The sequence below is a fragment of the Erysipelatoclostridium sp. DFI.2.3 genome (genome assembly GCF_019132535.1).
Lineage (GTDB): Bacteria > Bacillota_I > Bacilli_A > Erysipelotrichales > Erysipelotrichaceae > Clostridium_AQ > Clostridium_AQ innocuum.
Genome location: NZ_JAHOOJ010000010.1, coordinates 99,536 through 118,461 on the forward strand (window position 1 = coordinate 99,536; position 18,926 = coordinate 118,461).

Here is an 18,926-nt window from a genome sequence, read left to right on the forward strand (position 1 = left end):
TAAGATTTCTTTATATATGAAAAACAGATCTGTGTTTTGTCACAGACCTGTTTCTTCTTCTATTTCTTTTGTTTCAACCGCTGCATGGATACTTTTTGTTTCAGATAAAGTGCTGTAGCAATCAGCAAAGAGAGTATACTGACCATAATTCCAGCGCTTTTTCCTGGCATTTGATACGTAATTTCTACAGTATGATGGCCTTTCTTTATTGGAAATCCAACAAATGCTGTATTTACTTTTTCATATGCAATTTCTTTGTTATCCAAACGTACTGTAAATCCCTTATCAAACGGAATAGAGGTTACAAAATAACCGTCATCTCTAACGTCTATTTCTCCCTTTAATACATTATTACCTGACATGCGCTCACCTTTTAATGCATCTATGCTCTTATGTCGCTCGGTTAAGACACTGCCATCCATAAGGTATGCCTTGGGATTTTGAATTGTATAAGCCCCTTTCTCCAATTTTAAAGTGATATCTCTCCATGGCTTGTCTCTATCCAGAACATAACGAAAATTATTTCTATTGTTGCCATACATATCACTGTTTGATCCGCGCTTATTCACAATGCCGTTAATTTCGATACCTACGACTGTTCTTGACGGCTTTTTAATTTCAGTAATCGGCAGATCCAAAATAAGCAATTGCCCGTCGATGCTTTGATCCAATCGTAAGTTTATCGTGCTTTTTTTACTTACTGTCAGTTGATAGCCATTTTTAAGCTTCTTCACAGTAACAGAATCATCCATGTGCAAAAGCTTATATGAAAGCTGCACTTCCTGCAGGCTGCTCTTCCACTCTTTCACATCAGCTCTTTCAACAACTGCATTGTTATATACAGCTTCCATGGAATAAGGATATTTCAGGTCTTGAAATTGCTGTTTGGATAACAAATCCGATGTTGCATACCCCATCGGCAATACATTCTCATTAACGGCTACATAACCGTTTTTATCACCGGACAGGATGCTGTAATGCAATGGAACAGTACCCTTACCATATAGATATTTAACAGACATCAGTGACTGAAAGAAAGAATTTTTTTCCGCAGTGACGGTTGCATTATTCGTGCTTGGTCCCGGCATCCCCATCACCTTGTCCGTAAAATAGGAATAATCCTGATTTCGATTTGAAGAATACAGAGATGTTTTATACATTCGGCTATCCAGAACCTGATTACATGTACGTAAAGCATAATGCAGATCATCAAAGCGATAAAGAGAAGAGTCCTGATCCAGCGCAGCTTTCACCTGTGCTTTTTTATCTGTATTTTCAAATTTTGAGAGTTGAGACTGTTTTACGAAATTCTCAACTTTATTTGTTGGCATTGTTAAAAGCAAAGGAAACAGCAGATATATACCAAATATATATTTTTTTCTTGTGACCGTATATAATATAAAAATTCCTGAACAAAAGAATGCGTCTATCAAATACAGAAGCTTCAGCTTTTCCAATTCAATAAAGAAATAAGGAAGGAATAAAAACGGTAAAATCCAAAGCAGCCTGCGAGATGGTTTGTTTTCCATTTCAGACAGCATTTCCGCAATCATATAGCCAATGAGCGGAATCATTGGAATCAAAGACTTTTCCCGTACATACTGCAGACCATTTAAAATATAACAAAACAAGGGTAGGATAGTAATCAGTAGAGTCATGATACCCAGAGCTCGTTTTTCTTTGGAATTTCTGAAAATAAAATATACAACCGCAGCCAAGGCAATCACACACATACCCGCAGAATACGCATTGGATCTGAATCCGGTATAGGTGAGTGCGCTGATATCCATGTCCGGCTTCAACAACTCCATAAGTGTTGGGGATTGGATTGCTTCTCTGGTATGACTGAACATCATGATTACCGTTGGAAGGAGAATGAAACAGCTGATGCCTACACCGATAAGCACTTGTCCCATCAGCCTGCCTATGGTTTTAAGAGACTCCAGATAATCAATTTTTTTCTGCATTCGCAGGATTTCATATATTGCATAGATACCGCACATAAAGAGAGCACTGACACTATAGAAATAGCTTTCCAGAATCATCAGTACAATACCAATCATCATAAGAGCACTTTTCCTTTTTTGAAGATAGCGTTGAATTCCGATAAATGTCAGTATAAGCCATGGCATATAGTTGATGAACATCACATGCTTATGCGTATGAAACAGCATGGGACCTGCACATAAAAAAATAACCGAAGCAAAAAATGCAGCATGTTGCGAAATATTTTGTTTCCTTATCCAGTAATAAAACAATTCCGTGCTTGTGATTGTGAGAGCAATGCTGCTGATCATAATGTAGGTAGACATCTTGATCATAGGAAACGCATAGGATAGCAATATCTCCGGTCGCAGCAGCCCGTAATAAATAAACTCTGCCATATTCTGACCAGCTCCAAGCTGTAATGAAAAGTCTGGATACAGCTGTCCTGTTTGATAAAAATTCTCGCGGAAATATTCAGCAAACGCCACATGCTGACTCAGCCAGTCCGTTATGGAACCATATACAAGCTGTTTGCTTTGCAGCAGCGTAAAGAGAACACCTGTTATCAGAACAATGAGTATTCCCAATACTGCCATATAACGTATATCATTTTTTTTCATTGCATTCCAACTTTCTCTAATTCTTTACTATTATTAACCTCTATGATTATATCATTCTATGAATTGCGACTTTCCTTTTTTTCCTTAAATATTCTTAAATTTCATCATATTTTTTAAAATGCCTAACGGCCCAATAATATGAAAGAAGGAATAATCGAAGAAAATTCTTCAATTACTCCTTCGCATATAACTCATGATTGTTTCAGCTGTTGATAAATAAAGCTGCTTACTCTTTTGGTACTTTCTCCATCCTGATACATAAAATACATATCCTTAAATGCTTTTATGGATTTCTTATCATAATCTTTTATACAAAGCTCTTTCGTCAGGCTCTCTGCTGTCTGACATACCGGAAAGGGTATGGATTTCAAATCTATGTTGAAGCCGAGTGTTTCTCCATATTCCGCAAGATCAGGCGTATAGAGAATGACCTTTTTCTCCATAATTGAAAAGTCAAACAAAATAGAAGAGTAATCCGTAATCAGGCAATCTGCTACCGTATATAGATGATTCAGCTCTTCATCTGTTACATTCAGAATCCGCTCACCACTTCCAAGGTCAACATCACGCAGCAAAGGATGCATCTTATACATAACAGCATAATGATCCGGTAGCTTCTCAATCAGAGATGAAAGATCTAAATCCACATGACGCAGCCCCTTTATGATATTACCTCGAAAGGTTGGAGTATAGAGGATTACATACTTACCCTGCAGTTCAGGGTACTTTTCCAGTAGCTCATTTCTATATGCCAGTCTGCACGCCTTTGAAAAAAGAGCGTCCGTTCGTGGTATTCCTAACGGCAGCACCTGATGCTCATTAACACCAAATGCTTTCGCATATACCGGTTTCCACTGATCACTTGTAGAAAGAACATAATCATAGTTTTTTATCTCATACTGCCTATCAATTTCATTTCCGAACTTCTTTACAGCACCGCATGCATGCCATACCTGAAGCACCCTGACCTGCGATCTTTTAAAATGAGAAACTACATAATTGTTATCGTTTAAAATAACAACTTTGCTTGTATTGATAAGAAATACCTGTTTAATACAATTTAGGAAATATAATAAATCACCTTTTATCGTCTTTTCAAACTTTGTGAGAATATAACGTATTTCAATATCCGGATAACGCTTCAGTTCTTCATCCAAGAGTTTGAAATCACCTGTAAGTATTTGCGAAGTCAGTGTTACAAAGGTGATTCGATTTTGTCTGACTGGCAGACATTTTGCCAGTTGATAAAAAAACCATAATACCATATGGAGAATAAGCTTTTTTAATCCCATGTCCTCATCTCCTGTTCTGTGAATCAATATATTTCTTCATACCGAATGTATATCTGCTTTTCTTAAAATCAACGCATTCCTTCACCTTAATATTTGGTAAAATTCGTTGGAATTCGCGGCGATAGGCCTCCATCCCGGGAAATCTGTGCAGCAGTCTCTTAAGTTCCTCTTTAGGCGATAACTGCATACGAACATCCATGACGATATAATCAAGGCATTCATGAAATTCCTGATACAGCAGTTTCTGTGTAAGCGGAGTGAAATCCTGACGATCCAAAACTGCTATTGCACTGTGATCCTCCGCAGCTTCCTTTAAATATTGGATGTCCTGCAGCCTCTTTATTTTCGGTATAAAGTACACTGTACGCTCTTTATTCTTATTATCAGCATAATCTGTAATGGAATCCACAGGAACCTTCTTCAGGCATACTGCAGGATCAAAAGCAGCTTTGGATACAAATACATCTGCATATGCATTCCATGCAGCTTTGCTGATTTCCACCGATTTCTGCTTCGTAATATATTCCTGAAGCTGTTTTAATGTTTCCGCCTTTACAAATGGAAGATCTTGAACGGAAAAATACATACCACGATCTCTGGCATATTCTTCAGCATCATAAACAAATAATATGACAGGTCTTTTTGTCAGTGCAAAGTCAAACAGTACACTGGAATAATCTGTTATCAGCATATCGCAGCCCATCAGAAACTCATAATTATCTACGCCCTCAGGAAAGGAGCATATATGCTGATAGCCTTGAATCGGTATCACATCCTTTACAAGAGAATGCAGATTGACATAAAGCATCTGATCGTCATTCAGCGTTTCATCCAATACCTGTAATATCTTTTTCAGTTCTTCGGCATAGCCCGCTATTTCCAATGCAGTGCTTGTCAATCCTCTCCATGTGGGCATATAAGCTATCATTTCCAGTTTCTCCGAACCATACCGTTTTTTAATAGCTATCGTTTTCTCATGCTCATGAAATACAAGATTACGGGGATATTCTGCTGTATAGGATAGCCCGGTAAATAAATTTGTCAAATTATAGTCTTCTATCATCCTCTGTTTGGTGAATACATTTGGAAACAGAAGCATACTGCTTTGCAGAAAGTTTCGTTGTATATTACTCATATCCTGGATACCGTTTTTCATTTTCTTACCTAATGTTTTCCATGGTGTTCCATGCCAGGTATTCAGATACACCTGTTCATCTCTTCTGATAAAGTATGGTGGAAATGTAACATTATTAACTAGAATTTCACTGGTTGCCAGAGCCATTTGATATGCTTTGCTGTATACAGGAACGAGTATGGCAGTCTCCAGTCCGTGCTCCTTCAGCAGCTGTTTATGCTCCTGCCTATTTTTTTCAGTTGTTGCAATGTATATTTTATCAACCTGCTTCTGAAGCTGCTGTGCGATATAGAAGGGTGAATCTGAAACGGTTTTTCCCTGAAAGGATTCGATCAGCACCTGTCCCTTTATCACCGGATGCTTTTTACAATATGCGTGATAGGCATACCGTGTAATATAGGAACGCTTGCTCACCAGTCGCTTAAGTTTACTGACCGTTTTTTTAACAGTCTTCATACAGGTGAGTGCACTTTTGGGTACAAACATAAACAAATACCAGAAAGCTTTATATGGAACCATATACTTGATTTTACGGTTCTTATATACATCCTCAAAAAAGATACTGTTTGTTTTCCAGTTTTTAAAATTCCTGTTCATATGTTGAAATCCGGTTTTGATCATTGTTTTTTTAAGAGACAGATTATGGTACCCCGGAAAATCCTGAAACCGCAGCAGCATATGCTTCAGATTAAGAAAGCACAGGATGTCCTGGTACTGATTAAAAGCATTTTGCTCTTTGTAATATGTATTTACCAGCTCCATAGACTGAAACATCTGTAATGTCTTACTGCTGTAGGTAGCTGTGATTGCCCCCTCTCGTTTCAGTATGTAGTAGTATAACGGTTCATCAACCTTTGAAATTTTATTCGCATGTAAAAATAAAGTCCAGGTTACTGCCATATCTTCATACAGACAGCCTTTTGGATACCGTATTCCGGTCTTTATAAATAATTCACGCCGATACAGCTTGTTCCAGGCATAGGTAGAGTTCATATACAGCAATCGAGGATTTTCCTGCAGGCTCTTGTCAAATTCCTGTAGATTTCCTTTTTGAAAATGCCGGAACTGCCCGTTTTGTTCCTGTACACCATAATATCCGCAAACAACAATATCCGCGTTTTCCTGCTTCGCTTTCTCATACAGCTTCTGATACATCTCGATATCTGTATAGTCATCACTATCTACAAATCCAACATAGGCACCACTCGCATGCTCCAAACCATAGTTTCTAGCGTCGGAAAGCCCCCCGTTTTCTTTTTTCAATGCAATGATTTTATCCGGATAGAGAGAAGAAAACTCATCTATAATTTTCTGTGAATCATCCTTCGTTCCATCGTTTACAACAATAATTTCGATATTGGATAATGTCTGATGAACCAGGGTGTCCAAACAAACGCGTATATATTTTTCAACATTATATACAGGCACGATTACACTGACATCTACACTTTTTGACATACGCATCTCCTTACTGCTCTTATAAGCTGTCTGTCTATACTGTATTTTAACACAGTCACCATAAACAGACCATCCCTTAAACATATTGTGCCTGAACGATTATATAAAGAAGTCAGTGTCAATAGACACTGACTTCTAACTTTCAAACGACAGGCTATTACATTCTTTATCCTGATGTTTACTGATTTTGCATAACCCTTTGAAAAATCTGTTCGGATGCCGTACCTTTTTCATACTCGCAGAACTTCTTACGGAATTTCTGCAAAGCCTCGTCATGCTCCTGAGCAACTTTATCAATATTCACAATACTCTGTATCACCTCATCGGAAGTTTTCAGCAGAGGTCCTGGTGCCTCTGCGACAAAATCAAAGTTAAATCCACGCAGAGTATCTCTGTAATCTTCCAAATCATATGTGAAGAACAGCATTGGTCTGTTTAAAATTGCATAATCAAACATTACAGATGAGTAATCTGTAATAACAATATCGGAAGCAAGATAAAGCTCCTCAACACTTGGATAGTTACTTACATTGATTACAAATTCATCCAGCAGGTCTTCCTTCAGACCTTTAACTGCAAAAGGATGTATACGCAGCATCAGAACATAGTCATCCTGAATCTGCTTTTTCAACTCCTGAATATCAATTTTCATATTGAACTGATTTCGTACACGCCATGTCGGAGCATACATAATCACTTTCTTCTCCGGTGAAATACCAAGCTTTTTCTTTATATCAGTAATATCCTTTTCATTGTTCTTTGCAAACAGCACATCATTCCTTGGGTATCCTGTTTTCAGAAATTCTTTCTTAAATGCATAGCAGCTGGATGTAATGCTCTCTGCCTTGCTGCTCTGCACAACCAGGTAATCCCAGCGGCTGCATTTTTTAATAAATTTCTGACGTGCCTCTTCTGTAGGAAGCTCTCCTGGAACATCCAATCCAAGTGTTTTCAATGGTGTCCCATGCATGGTCTGCACTTCTACCTGTTTTTTCCGCTTTTTAAAGGACTCCATAAAGTTTACATTATTCACAAAGTATTTTGATGTAGCCATGTAATAGTGGTAACGCAGACTCTTTCTACGTACGCGAATTCCATTTCCCTCAATTGGTGTTCTTTCATCTACAAGAGACCATATGCAGGTATAATCCGGATGTTCTTTATCCATGTATTTATAAAACGCCTTCGGATTACAGTGGAACTTCTGTCCCCACCAGCCTTCAAATACAATTCTTTTTTTACGTACCGGCAGCATTCTCAGCATTGGATATATGAATAATTCCACAAACTTGCGTCGCAGCTTATTACTCTCATACCATTTCCATTTTCTTGTGACCTTTACAATCATATCCAGATCCATATTTGGATATACACTATAGTAATAATCCTTATATGGTTTTCTGGACAGCTGCGCTACCGCATCAGCCGCAATGGTGTGCTTTTGTACGGAACCATCTTCAAATTCATAAATAATGTACGTTTTCCATTTATCCGCCACCATGTTCTTTGTGAAAGCATCATCACATATCGGAATAATTGCAGCTGCTGTTACAGAGCTTCCCTGAACATTAATTTTTCCAGTAACCGGTGGCATAGTCAAGGTACTGCTTTCGCCCTTCAATTCAAAATACGCAGTTTTCAGCTTATCTGCATTACTCAGTCTGGTTTCTACTTCCATACCAATCTGTTCTTCTGCCCAATATAGTCTTGTCAAAACAGAACGATGCGGTTCCCCTGCAAGGTTCATATATCCGGCATCATCACTATATACGCGAATCAGCTGATCAGTCGTGAATGCATAACGACTTAAACGCAAATCATTGCTGGATAATGCCTTGCCGCCCTTTGCCATGATAACCCCGTGGTCTGCATGAAAAGCATTCAGATCAAGCACAGCGCTCTGCATATCATTTTGTTGCTTGACTTTTAATTCATTCACAGCATCGTCACTTTTGCATATCAATGTTTCTTTTGACAACTGCGTCTTCACTATTAATTCATGATCAGTAACAGTAAGCTGTTGAACCTTTACATCAAGTGATTCACAATTCAGACATAAATCATACCCCAGATTGTAATATGGAAGTACTTTTGTATCCTTCACATTCAGATATTTGGGACGTGCATCGTTTCCGGAAACCGGCCCACCCGCATAAAAGGATGTATGTATTCCTTCGCGATTATATTGCAGCTCTACTTTCAGAATACCATTTGCAATTTTCTGTATTTCCGGTCTGCTGAAATCAATTTCAATTTCAAAGCCGCTCCATTTATAATTATAATAACGCGCTTTACGGTTGCTTTTATCAACCTTTAATCCATGCCTTCCGCGAACACCATTGGCCTTGCATACAGTTAATGGTACAGATACAGATTCTTTTGTTGCGACATTCAATAGGTTAGCCTTCAGCTGCTGTGCATGTTTGCTTGAGCAGGTTAATCGTTGAATAAAGGAATATCCCTTTACTATCAGCTTATTGTCATTCCAGTAAACCTGCTGCAGAGACCTTGTCTCCGGATACAGGCGAAGCTCTTTTGTCATATCATAATATTCTTCAGGAAAATCATGAAATGGAAAGTCTCCGATATAATGCATTTCGCCATTTACTTTTTTTCTTTTGATTTTCAGTGTACGATAAGCACCCTTTTCATAAGCCAGCAATTCCAAAAGCCGCTTCTTATTTCCTGTTTCTATCAGATGATATTTCATGCGGTCGATTGCCTGTAAATCCTGAAAAGAATCTTTTCGGAAATCCTTCATATATTCACGGATTACATCCATCGCATAATCGATAAATTCATCATCAGCTGTCAGCATTTCTTGTATATAAAGCTTTAAATCAACAGACATCCATTTGTAATCCTTCATATAAAGCGCATGATCATCACTTACATGTGCATTATAAAAATCATCAACCATATGCATGATTTTCACTCGGTCCGTGAAGTTTTTCATTTCTGTACGGTTTTGTGTAATCGATTTATTCGCTCCATCACGTTCACGCCATAAGTATACGATTTCATTCAATACGGAAACCGCATTTGCATAAAAATGCAGTGGCATCGTCACTGGAATATCTTCATATAAAATCTTCTCAGGAAATTTAAAATCATGTTCCTTCCAAAAACTGAATTTAATCAATTTATTCCAGGAAGTGGTATCATATATCAACTGCGGAGTTTCTAAAATAGTTGTTTTATCATAGGCATCACGAAACGCTTTTCTATGAAGTCCGGAATTATATTTTTTCCTGGAATTAAACCGCTGTACATCACCGACAACCATATCATTTCCTGTTTCTACAGCCTTTTTGTACATCGCTTCATATGCGCCATCCGGCACAATATCATCAGAATCAAGGAAGATAATATAGTCACCGTGAACAAACTGTATACCATAGTTTCGGGCGTTTCCCAATCCCCCGTTTTCCTTCAGATAATAGAAAAAATTGTCATAGTTCTTTGCATATTCCTGAGCAATCACTCCACTGATATCCGTAGAGCCGTCATCAACCATGATGACCTCCAGACTATCGATTGTCTGGCGAACCATGGATTCAAGACATTCCTCCAGATACTCTGCGACATTGTATATCGGTATAATGACACTTACTTTATATTTCGCTGACATTTTTCTCCTCCTCACTACTTCTGCTTCAATTCACTCTTGATCATAGTGGAAGATATGCCTTCCGTTCTTGGCAGATAAACAACCTCACAATATTCCTTCAGGAAATCAAATTTCCCTTCCCAGTCATCTCCCATAACAAAAACATCAACATCATATTTCTGTACATCCAGCTTCTTCTGTTCCCAGTTTTCTTCAAGAATAACCTCATCAACGTAGCGAATAGCCTTTACGATTTCCATTCTGTCAACATCTTTGATTTGACAGACCTTGCCCTTTTCACGCAGATTAAAATCGTCACTGCTTACTGCCACAATCAAATAATCTCCTAAAGCCTTAGCCCTTTTCAAAAGATTTAAATGGCCAATATGAAACAAATCAAAAGTACCATATGTAATAACCTTTTTCATAATTTTCTCTCTCCTTTGTAAATTTATTTATATACCCTATAACCTTATTTCTACAGCTTGTGAAACAGATTGTCAAGTAGAGAGGTTTTTTCATCAATGATCAAACGCTCCTTAAACTTCTCTTCCAGCATTGCTTTTTTCTCTTTATCGCTTAATTTGTTTAGTTTGTCTACATAGGCGGCATAGTGATCGCAAATTGTATCAATATCACCGGTTTCCACAAGCTTTCCACCTTCAATCCATATACCAGATTTACAGAAATCACGGACCTGTGGCAAGGAATGTGAGATAAATAAAATCGTTTTATCCTCTTCATCCCTCAGCTTTTTCATTCGATTCAAACATTTCTGAGCAAATCCTTTATCACCAACAGATAATGCCTCATCAACAATAAAGATATCCGGATTCAAAGCCAGAGATATAGAAAAGCCAAGACGGGCCTTCATACCACTGGAGTATTTTTTCACCGGCTGATAAAGAAAATCCCCCAGTTCTGCAAATTCAATAACGCCATCTGTTATCTCACGTATCCGCTTCTTCGTAAGTCCAAGTAACGCACCCTTAACATTAATATTTTCCAGTCCAGTCAGCTGATTGTTTAGTCCTGTGTTTATAGAAATCAGTGCCTGTTCCCCATTGATTTCCATTTCTCCGCCATCGATATCGGAAATACCGGAAAGAATAACAGAAAGGGTAGATTTACCGGAGCCATTGGTACCAAGGATACCAACAACATCACCCTTTGGTATATTCAATGTAATATCCTTTAAAGCAAAAAAACGCTCATTTTCACTTTTCTTACTATCTTTTTTCTTTAGTTTATAAATTTTAGAAACATTTCTCATTTCTACAGCATTGGCACTGCTGTCATATATACTCTTTACCATATACACCTCCTGCTAAATCATATCAATAAACTTACGTTTGAATTTATACATAAGGGCACATCCGATCACAAATAAGATTATAACGACTGCCCAGAAATAAAGGGTCTGAGCCGGATGATCCAAAAATGTTTTATTGTAGAATATAGAATCGCGATATCCATTAACGATATAATATACAGGATTCAGTTTCATAATTTTATTCAAGAGTTCATGATAGGGAACATGATTACCAAAATGACATTCCCAGATAACGGGAGAAAAATACATCAGCATCCGCATCAGTGATGTAATCAGCTTACGAATATCTCGCCAGAGCATAGTTAAAACAGATAAAATCAGCGAAACGGCTTCAACAAATGCAAATGCACATAACGCATAATAAAGCAAACCAAACCAATAGATATTCGGAAAAAAACCATGAATCGCCAGTGTTACAAATGCTATTAGAAGCATACAACCATGGTTAAAAAATTCTTTTGCACAAATGGTAGCCGGCAGAACACTGACTGGGAATTTCATTTTCGTTATTACATTTGTTTTTGAAAAAACAGCACTACAGCCGTTCTGAATACAGGGCTGCACAAACCACCATGCCGCATAGCCTACGACCAGCCATGGAAGATAATCAATATCACCGATTGGTTTCTTATTCCATGCGACACCGAATATCAACCAGTATGTAAATACCTGAATTGCCGGGGATGCAAAGTTCCAGAATATTCCGAACTTGGAATCGCGCATATCTGCCAGTAATTCATATTTCGCTATACAGAAAATACGGTACAGATTAGAGAAATTTTCATTTAATACATACCTTATACTTTTAAACATAGACCTAACTCCTTTGAATTTCACAAGAAATCATATTGATTATACTACAAATGATATCTATAAACTAGATGTTTTTCATTTTTCTGTTTTTTAACATAATAATTCCATAAAAACGTAGGTTATGTGCTTTTCATCCAGTATTCACGATAATCCCTCTTTTATTCTATCCTTATTAAAAACGCTTATAAAGCATACTGCTGTATTCAAAGGTTAATATGAATATACCTGGAAGATAATATCTGAATTTTTCTTACTTCAGGGTATTCGCAAAAAAAGAATTCAAATCTATTGATAAATACAATAGTATTGAATTCTCCAATCTCTGTAATTAACTACAATCAGGTAAAAACCTAAAACAAAAGCCATTCTTATTTATTTACTGATTCTGGAACCCCCAGCTGTTTATGTACCCAATCCATTTGCCTTTGCTGTAACAGGAATAATACAAGCTTCCATCTGGTCTGGCCAGAGAGCGCTTTATAGTAAAATTCTGATTCTTATATTTCGTCATACGTCTTACCCATTTATTGGAAGGAGCATTGTAAAGCCAGTATTTCTGCGGGTTTGGTGTATTGAATTTCCTAGTATTGTTGGATCCCCAGCCAAAATAGGTGTCTTTTGTCACATTGTTTTTTAGTGCATAGGAGTTTACATAGCCTATCCATTTTCCATTATAATAAGCTGACCAGTATGATGTTCCTTCATCATTGACATATTCTCTTGTAAGCAATAAAGGCTTATTGTTATAATTTTTCATACTGCCAAGCCATTTCTTTTTGAATGGATCATAGCGGTAATACTTCGAAGCGTTCGGTGAAGAGAAAACCTTAACCCTTCTGGATAGCTGATAAAACCCTTCTGTTTTGCCCGGATACGTGAATTCCTGTGAATAAGCAGCAGTGCTAAACCGCCATCCTTCTTTATATTTATCTGCTGTTCTTACTACAAAACGGTACGCTTTCCCTGGCTTTCCTTTTTTGAATGTATAGGTGGTATCCTGCTGACATGACAGCCAATGCCATGCTTTGGAGTCATCTGTCTGATAATATACACGATATTCTGTTGGACGTGCTACCGGACTCCAGCTTAGCAGCACCTGGTCTTCCTGCACATCAACCTTCAGGTTTTGCGGAGTCTGTGCCTTGTATATTTTTTCCATTGGTTTTGCGGAAGTAGTTAAATGATTTCCATCGCTTTTCACAACAATGGTTCCATTATCTGCTGTTGAATAAATATCTGCATATGAGAGATCACGCCGTGTTCTTTCTGCCGGCAAAGCATTCAGGTTATTGCCAGTCCTTCCATTCGTTGAAGCTACTGCAATACTCGGCTTTACCTGTTCGAAGAATTCATAATTGCCGGAAACCTCCGAATCATCTGGTAAATCGCCTAAGTTCAGATAGCCATGATGCGGAAGCTTTAGGTAATCAACCTGTAGAATATTTTTACATTGCAGCAAATCCTTTAGATTATCATCTCTTTTGGCCATCTCCTGAAGCTGTGTAAGCAAAGCAGGAGCACTGGCAATCAGTTTTTTCTGACCTTCCCGCTGCAAATCGCCGGTTAATAAAAATGAAGCATTCTTATAGTCAATTCTTATCACTAATGAGCTATTGTTTATTGCATCAATACTGGTACCTTCCGCTGGATCGGCAGATGTCAGAAACAATACACGCGCCTGCTCATCACCTTCTCCCAGCATAAAGTAATCTCCTGCACGAGGTCCGCCAAAGCTCATAAATGGATCAACAAGTCCATCATCCTCGCGTGCAAGCTGAGCATCCATTAATTCAGACTGGTATGCTTCATAATAGGAATCTGTTTCAAATGGAGCACCCCAAAACATTCTTGTATTTACGCCAAAATAGCGATTCATAACAGGAATGAACCCACCGATATGGTCGTAATGTGGATGTGTTGCAATCATGACATCCAGCCCAGATTTGCCTTTATCCGCAGATCCTTCCTGCGTATTCACGGTTTGAATCCCCTGTGACTCCAGATATTTTGTGACAGTGTTATCCGGATTTTTAGCAATCAGCTGCTTCACATTATTCCGGAACGCATCCGACTGCTCTTTGCTAACCTTATTGTTTCCCATAAGGTAACTGCTTAACGTATTTTTGAAGCTGTTCCCTTTTTCTTCTGCTTCCGTAGAATAACCGGCATCGACCAGCATTGTCTGTCCCCCGCACCGGATCAACGTTGCATCTGCATTCCCTACGCTGATCGTATGTATTTCAAATCCAGTATTTTCTGCCGCCTGAATAACGTTTTTCTGAAATGGTGAAGCTATATTCATTCCCAGCGCCAGAAATAACACCAGAATGCTGATACCAATCTTTCTCATTTAAATCCCCTTTCTTACATACATAGCTATTATAGCGCAATCCTATCCATAATATCAACTTTATATAAAACTTTCTTTAATATTCATTTTTCGCTAACTATATTTACTATTTATACAAAAAGTCAGAACCTATGTATATACGCTTTTGTTCTGACTCTAATTTAATTTCTGAACTGCATCAAAAGCCAAAATACCAATCCTTGTATCGGATAAATTTTTCATATGGCACCATATGATTAAAAATTCTGTGTGCATATCCCTGCGAGAGATAAACCTCACTCATTAAATTTTCCTTTGCCTGCGCATCCTGCAAATCTAAGGCACCCGGTATCGTATGATTCAGCAGGTAATTTGTTTTATAAAATTTTCCGAAGTATTCCAGCTTACCCGTTAGTCCCAGCTTTACACATTCATTGGTTACAATCATACTTGTGAATTTATGTTGAATATGACCGTATTCACCATCCGGATTATGTGTGACAATCGAATCCCACTTTTTATAATTAAGAACATAATCAATATCATTACGTATTGGATCCTTAACTTTTTTCCAGTTGTTTTTCACGTGCTTTGGATTATCGGGATAGTTAAGAATAATACCATAATTTCCAGTCAGTTCCATTGCCTTTTCAAATTCCTTTTTCCTGATTTTGTTATTCCCATTTGTCAGACAAATTATCAGATATCTGTCTTTCATTATATGATCTCCGGCCCATAGTGTTTCATCATCCGGATGCGCTATAATCATAACATTCTTTATCTGTTTCACCAGCTGACGATCAATTTTGAATGACGCAGGATTCAATTTTTTTGTAACATTTTTGATGCTTACTGTATTACTGCCTTTATAGGCGATTTCCTTCACATTCTCTTTACCCTGTATATATTGTTCCGTAATTCGATAGGTTGCTGTATTCGTAATCGCAAGAAGCAGAATCACGACAGCAGCTATCCGCAAATGGTACTTTCGTTTGTTTCGTTTCCTCATCATCATCACCTGGTCTCATTCTAACATAAAAAAAAGTCTACAATTCTTAATATATCTTAAGTTATGTAGACTTATACTTAATAACTATTAATTTTTAAAAATTTATCTCGGACTTCAAATCACGAAGCATTAGATCCCTTGCGGAATCCTCGGGATTTTTATCCTCAAACAGCACCTGATATATTTCATTGACAATCGGCATATCGATACCCAGACGCTTTGCATTTTCATGCACCGCCTTCGCTGTTCTGACACCCTCCACGGTTTTCGTATTATTATCCCAGAAATACTTTGCACTGTTATGCTTGCCGATATCATACCCTGCCTGAAAATTTCTGGAATGCTTACTTGTACAGGTCACAATCAAATCTCCGATACCTGTCAGCCCCATGAAGGTTTCCTTTTTACCGCCCAAGGCAACACCGTACCGCGTCATTTCCATCAGACCGCGGGTAATCAAAGCTGCCCGTGTATTATCACCATATCCAAGACCATACAAGACACCACTTGCCAGTGCAATGGCATTTTTCACTGCAACCCCGATTTCACTTCCTATTTCATCTGTACCGGTATAAATACGCAGATAATCATTGGAGAAGAGCTTTTGAATTTTCTGTGCATCAGCTTCCTTCAGCGATACCGCACAGATCGTTGTCAGCATACGGATGACAACCTCCTCCGCATGACTTGGACCAATCAGTGAAACCACGCTGCTGAGATGCTCAGCACTTATATTTCTGCGAATGACATCCGACATTCGATCAAAGGTCTCCGGATGAAATCCTTTGGATGTATTAACAACAACAACCTTATGATCCAGCAAAGCATCAATTTCTTTACAAACGCTTTCCACAGCAATCGTCGGTATACTTAAAACGATCACATCCGCATCCTTTACAACCTGGATATCAGTCGTTGCCTTAAGCGCCGGATTCAACGCCACTCCAGCAAAATATTTTGCATTCTGATGATTTTCATTGATATCCCGTATTTCACTCTCGCAATTTCCATATATCATCACATCTTCATTATTATCACAAAGAACCTGGGCCAATCCGGTGCCCCAGCTTCCGCTGCCTACTACAACTGCTTTCACTTTATTCCCTGCCTTTCGTAAGGTCAATGCTTACCTGATAATCATTATACACATTTCCCCGCATACCGACAACTCTTTTTCCTTGACTGCCGCTGCAAACATTTATTTTACGGCTTTTTTGACAGGTTTCTTACGCTTTTTCAATTCCAGCAGCACACCGCCGAACGCAGGCACATCCACCTCGATGGTATACGGCAGCTTGTTACATTCCTTTTCAACAGCCTTCATTTTTCCAAGCTCCGTGATCTCTCCGCCCCAGATATCCTGTTCCGTATTCAGCAGCTCATGATACACACCCTTTTCCGGAACACCGAATGCATGCTTCTTATAGGCATTTGGAGAGAAATTCAGAATAACGATGTAATAGCTGTTTTCATTTTTACGAAGGTAGCTGAACATATTTTCATCCGCATTGTCCGCATCAATCCACTGAAAGGAGGTCCAGTCATATTCTGTTTCATACAATGCCGGTGTCTTACTATACAGCTCGCCAAGCTTCGCAAAATACCTGTGAAATGCATCATGCATCGGATATTTTAACAAATCCCAGTCGCACTGCTTTTCTTCATCCCACTCACGGAAATGCGCCAGTTCATTTCCCATAAAATTGAGCTTCTTGCCCGGATGCGTGAACATATATAAATACAGGGTCCGCAGCTGTGCGAACTTTTCCTCATAGCTGCCCCATATCTTATCGACGATGGTTTTCTTTCCATGTACCACCTCATCATGGGAAAACTCCATAATAAAGCGTTCGGAATAGAAATAAGCCATGGAAAAGGTGATATTATTGTGATGCCACTTTCGATAAATTGGATCCTTTTCCAGATACTTCAACGTATCATTCATCCAGCCCAGATCCCATTTATAATCAAATCCCAGTCCGCCGTCCTGCGTTGCCTTTGTCACATTCGCAAAATCACTGGAATCCTCCGCAATCAGCATGACACCTTTATATGCCTCAGACAAATGATAATTCATCCGCTTAATGAAATGCAGGGCACCTTCATTTTCTCCCAGGTCCTTGTTTCCATGCCAGTGTATGATATTGCTGATGGCATCCATTCTCAGACCATCCACATGATACTTATCAATCCAGAAGGCAGCCGCCGACATCAGGAAGCTGCGCACCTCTTCTCTCCAGAGATTGAAGTTCGCCGTTCCCCATTGAGAATCCGCATCGCATGCCTTCTCATATTCATACAGCGGTGTCCCGTCAAAATATGACAGGGAGAAATCATCACGCACAAAATGAACAGGCACGAAATCCATAATGATTCCGATATTGGCACGGTGACATGCATTGATCAGATACATCAGCTCCTGTGCACTTCCATAGCGACTTGTTGCGCTGAAATACCCGCTGCACTGATAGCCCCAGGAACCGTCAAACGGATACTCATTCAGCGGCATCAGTTCAATATGTGTAAAATTGTTTTCTTTCACATACGCAATCAATTCCTTCGCTATATCCTTATAATTCACCCACTCCTGATCTTCATCCTTTTTCCAGGAGCCCAGATGCATTTCATAAATATTTACCGGTTTATCAAAATTTTTCGTACGCTGCGCAAGCCATTTCTCATCGCTCCATTTCTTATAATCCAGATTTGTAACGATGCTGGCCGTATTGGGACGCAGCTCGGAATAAAATGCATACGGGTCCATCTTATCGACAATACGTCCGGTAGCCTGTGTCACCCGATACTTATACATATCGCCTTCTTTTGCTTCTGCCACAAACAGTGACCAGATTCCCTTATCATCCTTTCGGCGCATCTGGTGTCCCTTGCAGCTCCAGTCATCAAAGGAGCCGATGACCTGAATGCCTTGCGCATGCGGTGCATACACCGTGAAGCGAACTCCTTTTTTCCCCCGTTCTTCACACAGGTGTGCGCCGAACAGCTCGTAAGCATCCAATGCACAGCCCTTATAATAACGATCCATAATTTTATTTTTCATGAGTAGCCCTCCAGTCTGTAACTACTTATATTTTACTCTATTTCAACACGAAAACCTATAGGTTTTCCTCTCTTTTTCATAAATTTGTAATGGGTTACATTACTTTTTTACCTATTTGTATACTATTTGCGAATAGCCTGATTCAAATAGTATACAGGCTTTGAAGCTCAAAGTTTTTCTATGCGGAAGCTTGACAGGAACAGATGAATGCGATATGCTGTATACGAAGATAGTTAGTTTAAACTAACAAACAAGGAGGGATACCCATGCTGCTGTCTTTACT

11 protein-coding genes are annotated in these 18,926 nt (G+C 38.7%); all 11 read right to left on the reverse strand.

What is annotated here, in order from left to right; translation table 11 throughout:
* Window positions 1-59 precede the first annotated feature (59 nt).
* The gene (locus tag KSZ58_RS11865) at window positions 60-2,606 is read right to left on the reverse strand and encodes a YfhO family protein (RefSeq protein WP_009270641.1); all 2,547 of its coding nucleotides are present in this window, start codon (window positions 2,604-2,606) and stop codon (window positions 60-62) included.
* Between the two features lie 191 nt (window positions 2,607-2,797).
* Window positions 2,798-3,898 (reverse strand): CDP-glycerol--glycerophosphate glycerophosphotransferase, encoded by a 1,101-nt coding sequence (locus KSZ58_RS11870; RefSeq protein ID WP_008816557.1) that lies wholly within the window; start codon window positions 3,896-3,898, stop codon window positions 2,798-2,800.
* Between the two features lie 4 nt (window positions 3,899-3,902).
* Entirely contained in the window at window positions 3,903-6,491 is a 2,589-nt protein-coding gene (locus KSZ58_RS11875; RefSeq protein WP_224720988.1) for a CDP-glycerol glycerophosphotransferase family protein, read from the reverse strand.
* Window positions 6,492-6,669: 178 nt separating this feature from the next.
* Entirely contained in the window at window positions 6,670-10,122 is a 3,453-nt protein-coding gene (locus KSZ58_RS11880) for a bifunctional glycosyltransferase family 2 protein/CDP-glycerol:glycerophosphate glycerophosphotransferase (RefSeq protein WP_009270642.1), read from the reverse strand.
* A gap of 14 nt (window positions 10,123-10,136) precedes the next feature.
* Window positions 10,137-10,529: a glycerol-3-phosphate cytidylyltransferase gene (gene tagD, locus KSZ58_RS11885; protein ID WP_008816554.1), complete on the reverse strand. Its 393-nt coding sequence runs from the start codon at window positions 10,527-10,529 to the stop codon at window positions 10,137-10,139.
* A gap of 50 nt (window positions 10,530-10,579) precedes the next feature.
* Window positions 10,580-11,416 carry an ABC transporter ATP-binding protein gene (locus KSZ58_RS11890; RefSeq protein WP_009270643.1) on the reverse strand — a complete coding sequence of 279 codons (837 nt, stop codon included), beginning with the start codon at window positions 11,414-11,416 and terminating at the stop codon, window positions 10,580-10,582.
* Between the two features lie 12 nt (window positions 11,417-11,428).
* Window positions 11,429-12,247, reverse strand: a complete 819-nt coding sequence (locus KSZ58_RS11895; protein WP_009270644.1) for an ABC transporter permease — start codon at window positions 12,245-12,247, stop codon at window positions 11,429-11,431.
* Window positions 12,248-12,623: 376 nt separating this feature from the next.
* Window positions 12,624-14,597, reverse strand: coding sequence for an MBL fold metallo-hydrolase (locus KSZ58_RS11900; RefSeq protein ID WP_217752769.1), 1,974 nt, complete (start codon window positions 14,595-14,597; stop codon window positions 12,624-12,626).
* 178 nt (window positions 14,598-14,775) lie between these two features.
* Window positions 14,776-15,591, reverse strand: coding sequence for a PIG-L family deacetylase (locus tag KSZ58_RS11905; RefSeq protein WP_009589161.1), 816 nt, complete (start codon window positions 15,589-15,591; stop codon window positions 14,776-14,778).
* A gap of 88 nt (window positions 15,592-15,679) precedes the next feature.
* Window positions 15,680-16,681 carry an NAD(P)H-dependent glycerol-3-phosphate dehydrogenase gene (locus tag KSZ58_RS11910; protein ID WP_040014086.1) on the reverse strand — a complete coding sequence of 334 codons (1,002 nt, stop codon included), beginning with the start codon at window positions 16,679-16,681 and terminating at the stop codon, window positions 15,680-15,682.
* A gap of 102 nt (window positions 16,682-16,783) precedes the next feature.
* Complete coding sequence (glgB, locus tag KSZ58_RS11915) at window positions 16,784-18,643, reverse strand: 1,4-alpha-glucan branching protein GlgB (RefSeq protein ID WP_002606043.1); 1,860 nt, start codon at window positions 18,641-18,643, stop codon at window positions 16,784-16,786.
* Between the last annotated feature and the right edge of the window lie 283 nt (window positions 18,644-18,926).